This is a genomic window from Microbacterium sp. NPDC060132, from assembly GCF_042729675.1.
Classification (GTDB): domain Bacteria; phylum Actinomycetota; class Actinomycetes; order Actinomycetales; family Microbacteriaceae; genus Microbacterium; species Microbacterium sufflavum.
This window is the reverse complement of the sequence record NZ_JBHWXU010000001.1, coordinates 3,390,340-3,405,442: the sequence shown is the minus strand read 5'-3', so window position 1 is coordinate 3,405,442 and position 15,103 is coordinate 3,390,340. Positions and strand designations below refer to the sequence as shown.

Below are 15,103 nucleotides of genomic sequence, written 5' to 3'. Positions count from 1 at the left end.
CATTCCGAACCCGGAAGCTAAGCCTCACAGCGCCGATGGTACTGCAGGGGGGACCCTGTGGGAGAGTAGGACACCGCCGGACTCCTTTTAGTCAAAATGGCCACCCATCGTTGGGTGGCCATTTTGCGTTTGACGAACAACGAGAATAGGGAGCACCATGCCGGAAGAGGAAGAGCGCCGTCCGCGTCGCAGTGACGATGGAGGACCGCGCGGCAACCGTTCCGGTGGGCGCCCTGTGTATCGCGATGGTGCCTCGCGCCCACGATCTGGCTCTGATGCCCGCGGTTCGCGAGGTGAGGTTCGCCCTGACCGTGATGGTGATCAGCGTCGTGAGGGCGGGTACAGCCGTGATGGCGGCGGTCAGCGTCGTGAGGGTGGCTACAGCCGTGATGGTGGTCCGCGTCGTGAGGGTGGCTACAGCCGTGATGGCGGCGGTCAGCGTCGTGAGGGCGGGTACAGCCGTGATGGTGGTCCGCGTCGTGAGGGCGGGTACAGCCGTGATGGTGGTCCGCGTCGTGAGGGCGGGTACAGCCGTGATGGTGGTCAGCGTCGTGAGGGCGGGTACAGCCGTGATGGTGGTCAGCGTCGCGAGGGCGGGAACAGCCGTGATGGTGGCCAGCGTCGCGAGGGTGGCTTCAACCGTGACGGTGGACCGCGTCGTGAGGGCGGGTTCAACCGTGACGGTGGTCAGCGTCGCGAAGGGGGCTTCAGCCGTGATGGTGGGCAGCGTCGTGAGGGCGGGTACAGCCGTGATGGTGGTCAGCGTCGCGAGGGCGGCTACAGCCGTGACGGTGGCCAGCGTCGCGAGGGCGGGCACAGCCGTGACGCGGCTCCTCGTCGGGAGGGTGGCTTCAGCCGTGATGGCGGTCAGCGTCGCGAAGGGCGGACGGAGCGTGAGCGGGGGAGTGACCGGTCGCGGTCGTTCCCGCAGCGCGGCGGTGCCGGGCGTGAGCGTCCGGCCAACGCGTCGAACGAGCGTGCCCGGTTCGACGAGCCGACCGTTCCGGACGAGGTCACGGCCGGCGATCTGCACTCCTCCGCGCGCAACGAACTGAAGACGCTCAGCAAGGAGAACGCGGAGCACGTCGCCCGACACCTGGCGATGGCCTCGCGTCTGATCGACGAAGACCCCGCGCTGGCACACGAGCATGCGCTGGCGGCGTCGCGCCGGGCCGGTCGCATTGCGATCGTCCGCGAGACGCTCGGCATCACGGCCTATGCGACAGGTGACTTCGCCCTGGCTCTTCGCGAGCTGCGCACCTATCGCAGGATCTCCGGGAAGGACGACCAGATCGCGCTCATGGTCGACAGCGAGCGCGGAATCGGCCGTCCTGACCGAGCACTCGAGACCGGTCGTGCCGTGGACCGCTCCACCCTCGACACCGCGGTGCGCGTGGCTCTTGCGATCGCGATGTCGGGCGCGAGGCTCGACCAGGGCGACCTGGAGCTGGCTCTCGGTGAGCTCGAGATTCCCGAGCTCGATCCCGATCGTGCGTTCGAGTGGAGCCCAGCACTGTTCTCCGCGCGGGCAGCGGTCCTGGAAGACCTCGGACGCACCGACGAGGCAGAATTCTGGGCCCACCGCGCCGACGTCGCGGCGGAGGCGCTCGGCGTCGACGAAGCCGGCGACGAGGAGATCTACGTCGAAGACGGCCTCATCGACGACGAGTTGCTCGACGATCACGGTGACGGCACTGCTACGCCTGACGGTGACGCCGTTGGCGGCGGTGACGGCACCCGCGACGGTGACGGCACCCGCGACGATGCCGCCCGCCTCGACGGTGACGCCGTGGACGGTGGCGTGGATGCTGACGGTGGCGTGGATGCTGACGGTGGCGTGGATGCTGACGGTGACGTGGATCGTGATGGTGTCGTGGATCGCGACGCGGGCCTCGTCGTCGAGGCGGGCCGAGACCTGGACAGCGACGACGATGCTGCCTCTGGACGCGACGGCGACAGCGATGGTGCCGGGACCGACCTCTTCGGTGAGGACGGCGAGGCCGAGCCCACGATCGAGGCCGAGCCCACGATCGAGGATGAGGTTCGCGAGCTCCTCGGCGAAGACGTCGACGAGGTCGACGAAGACGACGAGCCCGGTTCCTCGAAGCCGGAGGCGTGATGGCGCTCTTCACGCGCAGGCGTCAGACGCCCCGCACTCCGCTGGACGGCGTCGACACGATCCTCGCCGACCTCGACGGAGTCGTGTATGCCGGGCCCGGGGCCCTGCCGCACGCCGTGGAGAGCCTCAACGCCGCAGCCGCCACGGCGCGTCTGGGGTACATCACCAACAACGCGGCGCGGACCGACGCATCCGTCGCGGCGCACCTCACGAGCCTGGGCCTCACGGTCGCGCCAGACGACGTGGTCACGAGCCCGCAGGCGGCCATGCGACTGCTCTCGGGGATCGTTCCTCCTCCCGCGACGATCCTCGTCGTCGGAGGCGACGGTCTCGTCGATGAGGTGCAGAAGGCCGGGTACACGGTGACCCGCAGCGCTGACGCCGACCCACAAGCGGTCGTGCAGGGCTTCGCCCCCGAGGTCGCGTGGACCGACCTCGCCGAAGCGGCCTTCGCGCTCAAGGTCCCCGAGGAGGAGGGCGGCATCCCCTGGATCGCCACCAACACCGACTGGACGATCCCGCGCGAACGCGGCGTCGCCCCCGGCAACGGCACCCTCGTGTCCGCGGTGCACACCGCTGTCGGGCGGCTGGCCACGGTGGCGGGGAAGCCGGAGACCCCCATCTTCCAGGAGGCCCTGGACCGCTTCGGCGCGTCCACGGCGCTGTTCATCGGCGACCGCCTCGACACCGACATCATGGGAGCGAGCCGAGCCGGCATCGACTCCGCCCTCGTGCTGACCGGGATCGACCGCCCCAAGCACGTGCTCGCGGCGCCCGAGGGGTCGCGCCCGACCTACATCCTCGGCGACCTCCGCGGGCTGCACGAGCCGTACCCGGTCCCGACGGTGACGGACGGCGTGTACGACGTCGGCGGCGCGGCGGTGCGGGTGCACGGCGCGGACGTGGAGATCGTCGCGGAGTCCGGGAACCAGCTCGACCTGCTGCGGGCCGGAGCTGCCGCGATCTGGGCCTCGGGCACTCCGGTGTTCGTGCTGCGCGTGCCCGAGCGGCTGTACGACGACCCGTTCCACCGCCCCTGACCACACGCGTGGCTCCGTCGGCTGTCCGAGGAGCCGCGTACAGTGGAACCCGTGAGCGATGAGACGACCGGTGCGCCGACGGACGGCCTGTGGAGCCGCCTGCGCCTGATCGAAGGGCAGCCGCTTCCGGCTCGTGCCGACGCTTACTCCGCGCTCCACGACGAGCTCTCGCGGCGGCTGGAGAGCGGATCACGGCTCGACCAGCGGGAGACCCCGGGAACACGATGACGCGACTCGACGCCGCCCTCGCCTCGCGGGGACTCGCCCGGTCGCGCAGCCATGCCGCCACCCTCATCGCGGAGGGCCTCGTGAGCGTCGACGGTCGCCCCGTCGTCAAGGCGTCCACGCCGGTCCAGGACGACAGTGAGCTCACCGTGGCCGGCGCCGACCACTACGTCGGGCGCGCCGCGCACAAGCTCGTCGCCGCCCTTGATGGCTTCGGCGTCGCGGTCGCCGACCGGCTCGCGCTCGACATGGGCGCCTCGACCGGCGGATTCACCCAGGTGCTGCGCGAGCGCGGTGCGCGGCGGGTGCTCGCGGTCGACGTCGGACACGGACAGCTGGCTCCCGTCATCGCCGCGGACGACGGGGTCGTGTCGGTCGAGGGCTTCAACGTGCGGTACATGACACCGCAGAGCCTCGCGGACGCGACGGGCGAGCCCGCGGCGCCCGACCTGATCGTCGGCGACCTGTCGTTCATCTCGCTCGAACTCGTCCTCCCGGCGATCGCCGCCGTTGCCGCGCCGGGCGCCGACGTGCTGCTGCTCGTGAAGCCGCAGTTCGAGGTCGGGCGCACCGCGGTGCGCGGGGGACTGGTCACCGATCCGGCCACCCGCGCCGACGCCGTGGCCCGCGTCGTCTGGAGCGCGTGGGACGCGGGGTTTGGGATGCTCGGCATCCTTCCCTCCCCGATCCTCGGCACGCACGGAAACGCGGAGTACCTCGTGCACCTCGCGCCGGGACGCGGCAGCAATCCGACAGAATGGATGGACACCATCAACCGGCTGGCAGGGGGACGATGAACGAGCGCTGGATCCTGGTGGTCGCGCACGCCGGCCGCGTCGAGACGGTGGAAGCGGCCCGTCGCGTGACCGATGCCCTGCGGGGAGCGGGTGCCCGCCCGGTCCTCGCGCCCGACGACCACGATGCGCTCTCCGCCGTCGACCCGTTCTTCGCCGACGTCGACGTCCTGGGCGTCTCCGCCGACCCGACCGCGCTCGAGCTGGCCATCGTCCTCGGCGGTGACGGCACGATCCTGCGCGCCGCGGAGCTCGTGCGCGACAGCGGTGCCCCCGTGCTCGGCATCAACATGGGCCACGTCGGCTTCCTCGCCGAGATCGACCCCGACGACATGGACGACGCGGTGCGCCGTGTCATCGCCCGCGACTACGACGTGGAGGAGCGCCTGGCGCTCTCGGTGCGGGTGAAGGACGCCGCCGGCGACGTCGTCTACGAGACCTGGGCCCTGAACGAGGCGACGGTCGAGAAGGCCAGCAGGGAGCGCATGATCGAGGTCGTGCTGGAGATCGACGGCCGCCCGCTGTCGAGCTTCGGCTGCGACGGCATGGTCGTGTCCACCCCGACGGGATCCACCGCCTACAACTTCTCCGCCGGCGGGCCCGTGATCTGGCCGACCGTGGAGGCCATCGCCGTGGTGCCGCTCTCCGCCCACGCGCTGTTCGCGAAGCCGCTCGTGGTGAGCCCCGACGCGGCGGTCGCGATCGAGATGCTCGAGCGCACGGACGGCTCCGGCATCCTCTGGTGCGACGGCCGACGCTCGCACGAGCTCCCGCCCGGAGCGCGTGTGGTGGTGCGACGGTCCTCGCGGCCGGTGCGCCTCGCGCGCCTGCACCCGACCGCGTTCACGAACCGGCTGGTGCGCAAGTTCCAGCTGCCGGTCGAAGGGTGGCGCGGACAGGACCGGAGGAACCAGCCGTGATCGAGGAGATGCGCCTGCGGGACCTCGGTGTGATCGCCGACGCCGTGCTCCCGCTCGGACCGGGGTTCACCGCCATCACCGGCGAGACCGGTGCGGGCAAGACGATGGTCGTCACGGGGCTCGGGCTGCTGCTCGGACAGCGCGCCGACTCGGGTGCCGTGCGCGCCGGAGCCGGCCAGGCCTCGGTGGCGGGAGTCTGGGTCGTGCCCGAGACCGGGGACGTGGCAGACATCGTCGCCGACGCCGGGGGCGAACTCGAACCGGTCGGTGGCGGCAGCGCCGAACTGTACGTGTCGCGCACCCTCAACGCCGAGGGCCGAAGCAGGGCGAGCGTGGGGGGTCGCGCCGCTCCGGCCGGCGTGCTGTCCGCCCTCGCCGACGAGCTGGTGGTCGTGCACGGCCAGTCCGAGCAGTTGCGGCTGCGGTCCGCCGCTGCGCAGCGCGACGCCCTCGACCGCTTCGGCGGTGACGCGATCGCCCGGGCGCTGGAGCACTACGGCACGGCCTTCGAGCGCTGGCGCGGCCTCGACGCGGAGATCGCCGAGATCACGGGCAACCGCGACCGCCGGGCGGAGGAGGCCGCGCGACTGCGAGAAGACCTCGCGCTGATCGAGGCGACCGCACCAGAGGCGGGCGAAGACGCCGAACTCGCGGCCCGCGCCGAACGGCTCGCGAACGCCGAGGAGCTGCGACTGGCCGCCTCGCTCGCGCACGGGGCGCTCTCGAACGAGGAGGGCGAGCCGGATGCGTCGGCACTGGTCGCGGAGGCGCGGCGGGCGCTCGAACGGGTCTCGGATGCGACGCTCGCGGAGGTCGCCGAGACGCTCGCCGACATCGGCTACCGTATCGCCGACGCCGCCGGGCAGCTGTCCGGCTTCCTCGCCGACCTCGACGAGTCGGGCCCGCACGAACTCGCCGCGGTCGAGGAGCGGCGGGCGGCGCTGGGCGTGCTGATCCGTGCGCACGGGTCCCTCGACGACGCCATCCGACTGTGGCAGACGGGCTCGACGCGCCTCGCGGAGCTCGGCGACGACGGCGAGCGACTGCAGCGTCTCACCGCCGAGCGGGAGGAGGCGCGTACCGCGCTCGACGCCGCGGCGGACGCCCTGACCGCCGTCCGCACGGAGGCCGCCGTCCGCCTGGGCGACGCCGTCACCGCGGAGCTCCACGCGCTCGCGATGCCCGATGCCCGCCTGGAGGTCTCGGTCACCCCCGGCGCCGAGAGCACGCACGGGCGCGACGACGTGGCGATCCTGCTGGCCCCGCACCCCGGCGCCGAACCGCGGTCGGTGGCCAGGGGTGCCTCGGGCGGCGAGCTGTCGCGCGTGATGCTCGCGATCGAGGTCGTCATCGCGGCGACCGACCCGGTGCCCACGTTCGTGTTCGACGAGGTCGACGCCGGCATCGGCGGGGCCGCGGCCATCGAGGTCGGCCGGCGACTCGCCCGGCTGGCGGAGAAGTCGCAGGTGATCGCGGTGACGCATCTGGCGCAGGTCGCCGCGTTCGCGAACAACCACCTCACGGTCGTCAAGTCCAACGACGGGGCCGTCACCGCCTCGAGCGTGCGGCGTCTGGAGGGGGAGGAGCGGGAGGCCGAGATGGCGCGGCTGCTGTCCGGCCTCGCCGATTCCGACGCCGCGCTCACCCATGCCCGCGAACTTCTCAGCCTCGGCGTCTGAGGGAACTGTTAGGATAGAAGCCCGTGATGAACTCTTCTTCTGCGGGGCCCAAGAACGACACGACCAAGCACATCTTCGTGACTGGTGGTGTCGTTTCGTCTTTGGGCAAGGGCCTCACCGCGGCCAGCCTGGGCAACCTGCTCACCGCCCGCGGACTCCGCGTGGTCATGCAGAAGCTCGACCCGTATCTGAACGTGGATCCGGGCACCATGAACCCGTTCCAGCACGGCGAGGTGTTCGTCACCGACGACGGCGCGGAGACCGATCTCGACATCGGCCACTACGAGCGCTTCCTCGACATCAACCTGTCGCAGGCGGCCAACGTGACCACCGGCCAGATCTACTCGCAGGTCATCGCGCGCGAGCGTCGCGGTGAATACCTCGGCGACACCGTGCAGGTCATCCCGCACATCACCGACGAGATCAAGCGCCGCATGCGCCTGCAGGCGACCGAGGACCCGCGCCCCGACGTCATCATCACCGAGGTCGGCGGCACGGTGGGCGACATCGAGTCGCAGCCGTTCCTGGAGGCCGCGCGTCAGCTGCGTCATGAGCTCGGCCGCGACAACGTGTTCTTCGTGCACGTGTCGCTCGTGCCGTTCATGGGCGCCTCCGGTGAGCAGAAGACCAAGCCGACGCAGCACTCCGTCGCAGCTCTCCGTCAGGTGGGCATCCAGCCCGACGCGCTGGTGCTGCGCAGCGACCGTCCCGTGAGCGCGAGCAACCGCAACAAGATCGCCCTGATGTGCGACGTGGACGTCGAGGGCGTCATCAACACGGTCGACCTCCCGAGCATCTACGACATCCCCTCCACGCTGAACGAGCAGGAGCTCGACTCGTACATCGTGCGGCGCCTCGGTCTGGATCAGAAGGCGGCCGACGTCGACTGGACCCGCTGGAACAAGGTGCTGCACGCGGTGCACAACCCGAAGCACGAGGTCACGATCGGCCTCGTCGGCAAGTACATCGACCTTCCCGACGCGTACCTCTCCGTGACCGAGGCTCTCAAGGCCGGCGGTTTCGCGCAGGAGACCAAGGTACACATCCGCTGGATCCCCTCCGACCTGTGCGAGACCCCGGAGGGCGCCCAGGAGCAGCTCGCCGAGCTCGACGGCATCTGCGTGCCGGGCGGCTTCGGCATCCGCGGCATCGAGGGCAAGCTCGGCGCGCTGAAGTTCGCGCGCGAGCAGGGCATCCCCACGCTCGGACTGTGCCTCGGCCTGCAGTGCATGGTGATCGAGTTCGCCCGCGATGTGGCCGGCATCGAGGGCGCATCGTCGAGCGAGTTCGACCCGGAGACGAAGGAGCCCGTGATCGCGACCATGGCCGAGCAGGTCGAGATCCTCGACGGCGGCGACCTGGGCGGCACCATGCGCCTGGGGCTCTACCAGGCCGCCCTCGCGGAGGGCTCGCTGGCGCGGGAGCTGTACGGCACCCCGGAGGCGTCGGAGCGGCACCGCCACCGCTACGAGGTCAACAACGCGTACCGCGACCGGCTGTCCGAGGCCGGGCTGGTGTTCTCCGGCCTGAACCCCGAGCTGGACCTGGTCGAGTACGTGGAGCTGCCGCGCGACGTGCACCCGTACTACATCGCCACGCAGGCCCACCCCGAGCTGCGGTCGCGCCCGACCGACCCGCACCCGCTGTTCCGCGGACTGGTGGGTGCGGCGATCGAGCGGCACCGCGCGAGCGAGCTGTTCGACGTCAGCGCCGATGAGTGACATTGGCGCCCTGCCCGACGGCGGTCCGCTGCGCGACGAGCCGCTAGACCCCGAGGTCCTGTACTCCGAGCTCGTGTACGAGGGACGGGTGTGGGACGTGCGCTCCGACCGTGTGCGCTACGGCGACGGTGAGATCGTGCGCCAGTACGTCGCCCATCCCGGCGCGGTGGCGATCGTCGCGCTGGACGACCGGGGCCGGGTGCTGCTGATCCAGCAGTACCGGCACCCGATCCGGCACCGCGATTGGGAGCTGCCCGCCGGTCTGCTCGACGTGCCGGGGGAGGACCCTGCCGCGGCCGCGCAGCGCGAGCTCGCGGAGGAGGCCGACCTGGTCGCGGCGCACTGGGAGCCCCTGGTGTCGTCGTGGACCACGCCGGGCGGGAACGACGAGCTGATCCAGCTGTTCCTCGCCACGGGCATCACGGCCGCCGACGCCGCACACTCCCGGGAGGACGAGGAGGCCGACATCCGGCTCGTCTGGGTGCCCCTCGACGACGCGGTGGCCGCGGTGCTCGACGGTCGCATGCGCAACGGCATCCTCGCGATCGGTGTGCTCGCGGCCGCGCAGAGGCTCCGCGACCGGGGCTGACATGCTGCTCGATCGCGCCCTCGACGCGTATCTGCGTCACGTCACGATCGAGCGCGGACTGAGCGCGCACACGATCGCGGCGTACCGGCGCGACCTCGACGGCTACCGGGGGTGGCTCGCCGCCGAGGGCATCACCGACACGACCGAGGTGACCCCCGCGGTGATCGACCGCTTCATCGCCGAGCGTGCGTCCGCCGAGCCCCCGCCCGCGGCGACGAGCCTCGCCCGGTTGCAGTCGTCCGTGCGCGGGTGGCACCGCTTCCTGGCGCGCGAGGGGATCGAGGCCGACGACCCGAGCGGCCGGCTGCGTCCGCCCAAGGCTCCGCGGAGGCTGCCGAAGGCGCTGACGATCGAGCAGGTCGAGCGCCTGCTCGCGGCGCCGTCGCCGGAGGAGCCGCTCGGCATCCGCGACCGCGCGCTGCTGGAACTGCTGTACGCCACGGGCGCCCGCGTGTCGGAGGCGGTCGGGCTCGACGTCGACGACCTCGCGCACGGGGAGGTGCTGCGGCTGCGCGGCAAGGGGTCGAAGGAGCGCATCGTGCCGGTGGGCTCGTACGCGCGTGACGCGGTCGACGCGTACCTGACGCGGGTGCGTCCCGGGCTCGCCGCGAAGGGCAGAGCCTCGGCGCGCCTGTTCCTCGGCGCCCGCGGTGCGCCGCTGTCCCGGCAGAGCGCGTGGCTGGTGATCCGGGCGGCGGCGGAGCGGGCGCAGATCACGGCCGAAGTGTCGCCGCACACCCTGCGGCACTCGTTCGCGACCCATCTGCTGCAGGGCGGCGCGGACGTGCGCGTGGTGCAGGAGCTGCTCGGGCACTCGTCGGTCGCCACGACTCAGATCTACACGCACGTGTCGGTCGACGCGCTGCGCGACGTGTACGCCACGTCGCACCCGCGGGCCCGCTGACTCGCGCGGTCGCCTGGGTCCGCCGCCGCGCGCCGGGACGGCCCGTGACCGGCCCGGCCGCTACAATCGAGCAAGCACGAAGGAGCAGGAGAACCGGTGGCTGAGAACGCGGCGAAGTCCAGGGCGAAGGCGAAGAAGGCCGACGACACCCCCATGGGACCCACCGGCCGCCCCTACCGCGGCTTCCCGATCCCGGCGCCGCTGAAGTCGCACGGTCCCGCGCGCATCATCGCCCTCTGCAACCAGAAGGGCGGCGTCGGCAAGACGACCACCTCGATCAACCTCGCCGCGTCCCTCGCGGAGTACGGCCGCAAGGTGCTCGCCGTCGACTTCGACCCGCAGGGTGCGCTGTCCGCGGGCCTGGGCATCCAGACCCACGACGTCCCCACCGTGTACGACCTGCTGCTGGACACGAAGCGCGACGCGCACGAGGCGATCGTCCACTCCAACGTCGAGGGCCTCGACGTGCTGCCCGCGAACATCGACCTGTCGGCCGCCGAGGTGCACCTGGTCAACGAGGTGGCCCGCGAGACCATCCTCGCGCGGGTGCTCCGCCAGGTCGCGGGCGAGTACGACGTCATCCTGATCGACTGCCAGCCCTCGCTCGGCCTGCTCACGGTCAACGCCCTCACCGCCGCGCACGGCGTGATCATCCCGCTCGAGTGCGAGTTCTTCGCCCTGCGCGGGGTGGCGCTGCTGATCGAGACCATCGACAAGGTGCGCGACCGCCTGAATCCGTCGATCACGATGGACGGGCTGCTGGCGACCATGTACGACCCGCGCACGCTGCACTCGCGCGAGGTGCTGGAGCGGGTGGTGGAGGCCTTCGGCGACGACGTGCTGGAGACCGTGATCGGCCGCACGGTGAAGTTCCCCGACGCCTCGGTCTCCGGCGTGCCCATCACCGAGTTCGCGCCGGAGCACGCCGCCGCGCAGGCGTATCTGCGGCTGGCGCGGGAGCTGGTCGCCCGTGGCGCCGTCGCCTGAGCACGCCGAGACCGATCCGACCGCCGAGGCCGTCGCCCCCGCGGAGGGCGACACGGGCTTCCGCGTCTCGCTGTCGAACTTCGACGGACCGTTCGACCTGCTGCTGAATCTCATCTCGAAGCACGAGATGGACATCACCGAGGTGTCGCTGAGCGCGGTCACGAACGAGTTCATCGCCTACCTCGCCGAGCTGGAGGACGAGGAGGAGCTCGACCAGGCGTCGGAGTTCCTCGTGGTGGCCGCGACGCTGCTCGACATGAAGGTCGCCGGCCTCCTGCCGCAGGGCGAGCTCGTCGACGCCGAGGCCGTGGCGCTGCTGGAGGCGCGCGACCTGCTGTTCGCGCGCCTGCTGCAGTACCGGGCGTTCAAGGAGGTGTCGGCGTGGTTCGCGCGGTGCCTGCAGCGGGAGGACCGCCGTCACGTGCGGGCGGTGCCGCTGGAGGAGAAGCACCGCCGCAAGACGCCGGAGCTGGTGTGGTCGCTGAGCGCGGACGACTTCGCGGCGCTGGCACTGCTGGCTTTCGCGCCCAAGGAGATGCCGCACGTCGGGCTCGATCACCTGCACGCACCGCTGGTGAGCATCCGCGAGCAGGCGGCGATCGTCGTGACGCTGCTGCGCGGCACCGAGTCGATCAGCTTCCGCGAGCTGGTCGCCGGCGTCACCGAGCCGGGGATCGTGGTGGCGCGCTTCATCTCCGTCCTGGAGCTGTACCGCCACGCGGCGCTCTCCTTCGAACAACTGGAACCGCTCGGCGAGCTGACGCTCCGCTGGGCCGCCGACACCTGGTCGGACGAGACACTCGCGACCCTGGGGGCCGACTATGACCGATGACGTGACCGAGACCGAGACCGCGCCGGAGGTCGAGCCCGTGACCGAGACCGAGACCGGGCCGGAGGTCGAGCCCGGGGGCGACGACGCCGCGACGGTCGTGGGCTCCGAGCTGCCGCTGAGCGAGCGCGTCGAGGCGATCCTCTTCATCGTGGACGAGCCGATCGGCCTGGTCGCCCTCGCGGCCGCGGTCGGCGCGCCGGTGCCGGCCGTGCGGCAGACGCTGGAGGCGCTCGGGGACGACTACGACGGACGGGGCCGAGGACCGCGGCGCGGCTTCGAGCTGCGCGAGGTCGGTGGCGGGTGGCGGCTGTACGTGCGCGAAGACCTCGACCCCGTGGTGGCGGAGTTCGTCGGCGGGCAGGCGCCCGCACGGCTGTCGCAGGCGGCCCTGGAGACGCTCGCGGTGATCGCCTACAAGCAGCCCGTCACCCGCAGCCAGGTCGCGTCGATCCGCGCCGTGAACGTGGACTCGGTCGTGCGCACGCTCCTCGCCCGCGGCCTCATCACTGAGCTCTTCGCGGACTCCGAGACCGGGGCGATCAACTACGGCACCACCGACGCGCTGCTGCAGCACCTCGGCATCAACTCTCTGGACGAGCTGCCGCCGATCTCGCCGTTGCTGGACGACGGCGCCGACGGCTTCGACGAAGGGACCCTCCGATGAACGCTGCCCATGACGACGCCACCGTGCCCGAGGGCGTGCGGCTGCAGAAGGTCCTCGCGGCGGCGGGCGTCGCCTCGCGTCGTGTCGTCGAGCAGTACATCGTCGAGGGGCGCATCCGGGTGAACGGGCAGACCGTGACCGAGCTCGGCCGTCGGATCGACCCCGAGCGCGACCTGGTCGACGTGGACGGCACCGCGGTGCAGCTCGACGTGACCAAGCGCTACGTGATGCTGAACAAGCCCACCGGAGTGGTCAGCAGCATGCGTGACGAGAGCGGGCGGCCCGACCTGCGTCGCTTCACGAAGGACTACGAGGAACGGCTCTACAACGTGGGGCGCCTCGACGCCGAGACCAGCGGGCTGCTGCTGCTCACGAACGACGGCGAGCTCGCGCACGTGCTGGCGCATCCGTCGTTCGGTGTGACCAAGGTGTACATCGCCAAGGTGGACGGCACGGTGACCCCGCAGACGATCTCCACGCTCACGAAGGGCATCGAGCTGGAGGACGGCCCCATCGCGGCGGACAAGGCGCGGCTGCTGGACACGTCGCGCGGCTCGAGCCTGGTGGAGCTCACGCTGCACTCGGGGCGCAACCGCATCGTGCGTCGGATGATGGCCGCGGTCGGCCACCCCGTGACCGAGCTCGTGCGCCGGCAGTTCGGCCCGCTGCACCTGGGAACCCTCCCGGCGGGGAAGACGCGTGACCTGAGTAAAATCGAACTCGGTGCGCTGTTGACCCTCGCGCGCCGTGAATCCGGTGTCGCCGCGGCGCCAGGCGAGCAGGAGACCGAATGACCGACACGACGAGTGCGCCCACGGCGCGGAAGACCGGTGCCGTCGCGCCGCGTCTGTCCGGTACCGTCCGCATCGTCGGTGCCGGCCTGCTCGGCGCGAGCGTCGGTCATGCGCTGCGGGCCAAGGGTGTCGACGTGGCGCTCACGGATGCCTCCCCGGCGCAGCTGCGACTGGCGGTGGACTACGGCGCCGGTCGACTCGCCGCCGACGACGACGCCCCCGCGCTGATCGTGGTGGCCGTGCCGCCCGACGTCACAGCCGACGTGGTGCAGGCCGAGCTGGAGCGGTACCCGGACGCGGTCGTGACCGATGTCGCGAGCGTCAAGCTCGAACCGTTCCGGACGCTGCGCGACCGCGGCGTCGACCTCGCGCGCTACATCGGCTCGCACCCGCTCGCGGGGCGTGAGCGCGGCGGCGCCATCTCCGCCCGCGCCGACCTCTTCATCGGGCGGCCCTGGGTGGTGTGCCGCGACGAGGACACGAAGGCCACGGATCTCGCGCTGGTCGAGGCGCTCGCGCTCGACGTGGGCGCGATGCCGCTGGAGATGACGCCGGAGGAGCACGACCGATCGGTCGCCCTCACCTCGCACGTGCCGCAGGTCGTCGCGAGTCTGCTGGCCGCGCGGCTCGCGGGAGCCGAGGAGGGCGCGCTGCGCCTGGCGGGTCAGGGCGTGCGCGACACGACGCGCATCGCCGCCTCCGCGCCCGAGCTGTGGGTGCAGATCCTCGGCGCGAACGCGGGGCCCGTCGTGGAGATCCTCGACGCGCTGGCGGCCGACCTGGGCGATGTCGCCGAGGCGCTGCGGGCGCCGGCGGCCCCCGGCGCACGCCGTGTGATCGCGGAGACCATCCGGCAGGGCAACGACGGCGTGGAGCGCCTGCCGGGCAAGCACGGCCAGAACCGGCGCTTCGAGACGCTCGTGGTGATGGTCGACGACACCGCCGGACAGCTCGGCCGCCTGTTCGGCGAGCTCGGCGAACTCGGCGTCAACGTCGAGGACCTGCGTCTGGAGCACTCGCCCGGCGCACAGTTCGGTCTGGCCGAGATCAGTGTCGACCCCGCGGCGCTGCACGGCGCGATCACCGGGCTCCAGGAACGCGGCTGGCGCATTGCAGGGAACACGAATGACTGACACCTCCACCGTCTCCGCCACGAAGTTCATCGCCATCGACGGGCCGGCCGGTTCCGGCAAGTCCAGCGTCTCCAAGGCGGTCGCGCGCCAGCTCGGCTACGGCTACCTCGACACCGGCTCGGCGTACCGGGCGCTCGCCTGGCATGTGCTGGAGCAGGGCGCCGACACCGATGACGCGGCCGCCGTGCGCGCCGCCGCGGCCGACTTCCCGGTCCGTCTCGGCCTCGACCCCGACGACCGCACGGTCCGGGTGGGCGACACCGACGTGACCGACGCCATCCGCGAACCGCGGGTCTCCGGCGCGGTGAGCGGCGTCGCCCGCGTGCCCGAGGTGCGCGCGCAGGTGAACGAGCTGTTCCGCGCGCTGGTCGCCGACGCGCCCTACCCGGCCGTCGTGGTCGAGGGCCGCGACATCACGACGGTGGTCGCGCCGGATGCCCCCGTGCGCATCCTCCTGACCGCCGCCCCTGAGGTGCGCGCCGCACGCCGTGCCGGCGAGCTCGCGGGGGAGAACGCCGCCGCCGTCGCCGCGGCCCTGCACCGACGCGACGCCTCCGACAGCGCCGTCGTCGACTTCCTCAACGCCGCCGAGGGCGTCGAGGTCGTCGACTCGACCGAACTCGACTACCCCCAGACCATCGACGCCGTCCTCACGGTGATCGAACGACTCCGAGGAGCACACCGTGGCTGACGACGAATACG

The 15,103-nt window shown here is 71.7% G+C and carries 16 protein-coding genes and 1 rRNA gene; 16 read left to right on the top strand and 1 reads right to left on the bottom strand.

Annotation, left to right across the window (positions count from 1 at the left end):
* Positions 1–82: ribosomal RNA gene (rrf, locus tag ACFWCH_RS16510) — 5S ribosomal RNA — on the top strand; the annotation flags it as partial.
* A 9-nt stretch (positions 83–91) separates the two neighbouring features.
* Here the strand turns inward: rrf and ACFWCH_RS16505 are convergent.
* Positions 92–1,033 carry a hypothetical protein gene (locus ACFWCH_RS16505; protein WP_378803829.1) on the bottom strand — a complete coding sequence of 314 codons (942 nt, stop codon included), beginning with the start codon at positions 1,031–1,033 and terminating at the stop codon, positions 92–94.
* Between the two features lie 69 nt (positions 1,034–1,102).
* On the opposite strand from ACFWCH_RS16505, the gene ACFWCH_RS16500 reads away from it, so the two are divergent.
* The 15 genes from ACFWCH_RS16500 to cmk all read left to right on the top strand — a co-directional run bounded on the left by ACFWCH_RS16500 (position 1,103) and on the right by cmk (position 15,092).
* A complete protein-coding gene (locus ACFWCH_RS16500; protein WP_378803828.1) occupies positions 1,103–2,119 on the top strand; it encodes a tetratricopeptide repeat protein in 1,017 nt (338 codons plus the stop codon).
* Complete coding sequence (locus ACFWCH_RS16495; RefSeq protein WP_136044929.1) at positions 2,119–3,159, top strand: HAD-IIA family hydrolase; 1,041 nt, start codon at positions 2,119–2,121, stop codon at positions 3,157–3,159. Before ACFWCH_RS16500 ends, ACFWCH_RS16495 begins: the two co-directional genes overlap by 1 nt.
* Before the next feature lie 51 nt (positions 3,160–3,210).
* Positions 3,211–3,387, top strand: coding sequence for a hypothetical protein (locus tag ACFWCH_RS16490; protein ID WP_168387201.1), 177 nt, complete (start codon positions 3,211–3,213; stop codon positions 3,385–3,387).
* On the top strand, positions 3,384–4,181 hold the full coding sequence (locus tag ACFWCH_RS16485) for a TlyA family RNA methyltransferase (protein WP_136031199.1): 798 nt from the start codon (positions 3,384–3,386) through the stop codon (positions 4,179–4,181). The genes ACFWCH_RS16490 and ACFWCH_RS16485 overlap by 4 nt, the downstream gene beginning before the upstream one ends.
* Complete coding sequence (locus ACFWCH_RS16480) at positions 4,178–5,098, top strand: NAD kinase (RefSeq protein WP_136031201.1); 921 nt, start codon at positions 4,178–4,180, stop codon at positions 5,096–5,098. The genes ACFWCH_RS16485 and ACFWCH_RS16480 overlap by 4 nt, the downstream gene beginning before the upstream one ends.
* On the top strand, positions 5,095–6,777 hold the full coding sequence (gene recN, locus ACFWCH_RS16475) for a DNA repair protein RecN (protein WP_378803827.1): 1,683 nt from the start codon (positions 5,095–5,097) through the stop codon (positions 6,775–6,777). Before ACFWCH_RS16480 ends, recN begins: the two co-directional genes overlap by 4 nt.
* 26 nt (positions 6,778–6,803) lie before the next feature.
* A complete protein-coding gene (locus tag ACFWCH_RS16470; RefSeq protein WP_206253548.1) occupies positions 6,804–8,498 on the top strand; it encodes a CTP synthase in 1,695 nt (564 codons plus the stop codon).
* Positions 8,491–9,087: an NUDIX domain-containing protein gene (locus tag ACFWCH_RS16465; protein ID WP_378803826.1), complete on the top strand. Its 597-nt coding sequence runs from the start codon at positions 8,491–8,493 to the stop codon at positions 9,085–9,087. The genes ACFWCH_RS16470 and ACFWCH_RS16465 overlap by 8 nt, the downstream gene beginning before the upstream one ends.
* A 1-nt stretch (position 9,088) precedes the next feature.
* Complete coding sequence (xerD, locus tag ACFWCH_RS16460; RefSeq protein ID WP_378803825.1) at positions 9,089–9,991, top strand: site-specific tyrosine recombinase XerD; 903 nt, start codon at positions 9,089–9,091, stop codon at positions 9,989–9,991.
* 153 nt (positions 9,992–10,144) lie between these two features.
* On the top strand, positions 10,145–10,978 hold the full coding sequence (locus ACFWCH_RS16455) for a ParA family protein (protein WP_136031369.1): 834 nt from the start codon (positions 10,145–10,147) through the stop codon (positions 10,976–10,978).
* A complete protein-coding gene (locus tag ACFWCH_RS16450; RefSeq protein WP_136031211.1) occupies positions 10,962–11,810 on the top strand; it encodes a ScpA family protein in 849 nt (282 codons plus the stop codon). The genes ACFWCH_RS16455 and ACFWCH_RS16450 overlap by 17 nt, the downstream gene beginning before the upstream one ends.
* Positions 11,800–12,474, top strand: coding sequence for an SMC-Scp complex subunit ScpB (scpB, locus tag ACFWCH_RS16445; RefSeq protein WP_378803824.1), 675 nt, complete (start codon positions 11,800–11,802; stop codon positions 12,472–12,474). The genes ACFWCH_RS16450 and scpB overlap by 11 nt, the downstream gene beginning before the upstream one ends.
* On the top strand, positions 12,471–13,268 hold the full coding sequence (locus ACFWCH_RS16440; protein WP_378803823.1) for a pseudouridine synthase: 798 nt from the start codon (positions 12,471–12,473) through the stop codon (positions 13,266–13,268). Before scpB ends, ACFWCH_RS16440 begins: the two co-directional genes overlap by 4 nt.
* Complete coding sequence (locus ACFWCH_RS16435) at positions 13,265–14,401, top strand: prephenate dehydrogenase (protein ID WP_206253235.1); 1,137 nt, start codon at positions 13,265–13,267, stop codon at positions 14,399–14,401. Before ACFWCH_RS16440 ends, ACFWCH_RS16435 begins: the two co-directional genes overlap by 4 nt.
* Entirely contained in the window at positions 14,394–15,092 is a 699-nt protein-coding gene (gene cmk / locus ACFWCH_RS16430; RefSeq protein WP_136031217.1) for a (d)CMP kinase, read from the top strand. The genes ACFWCH_RS16435 and cmk overlap by 8 nt, the downstream gene beginning before the upstream one ends.
* Positions 15,093–15,103: the final 11 nt, after the last annotated feature.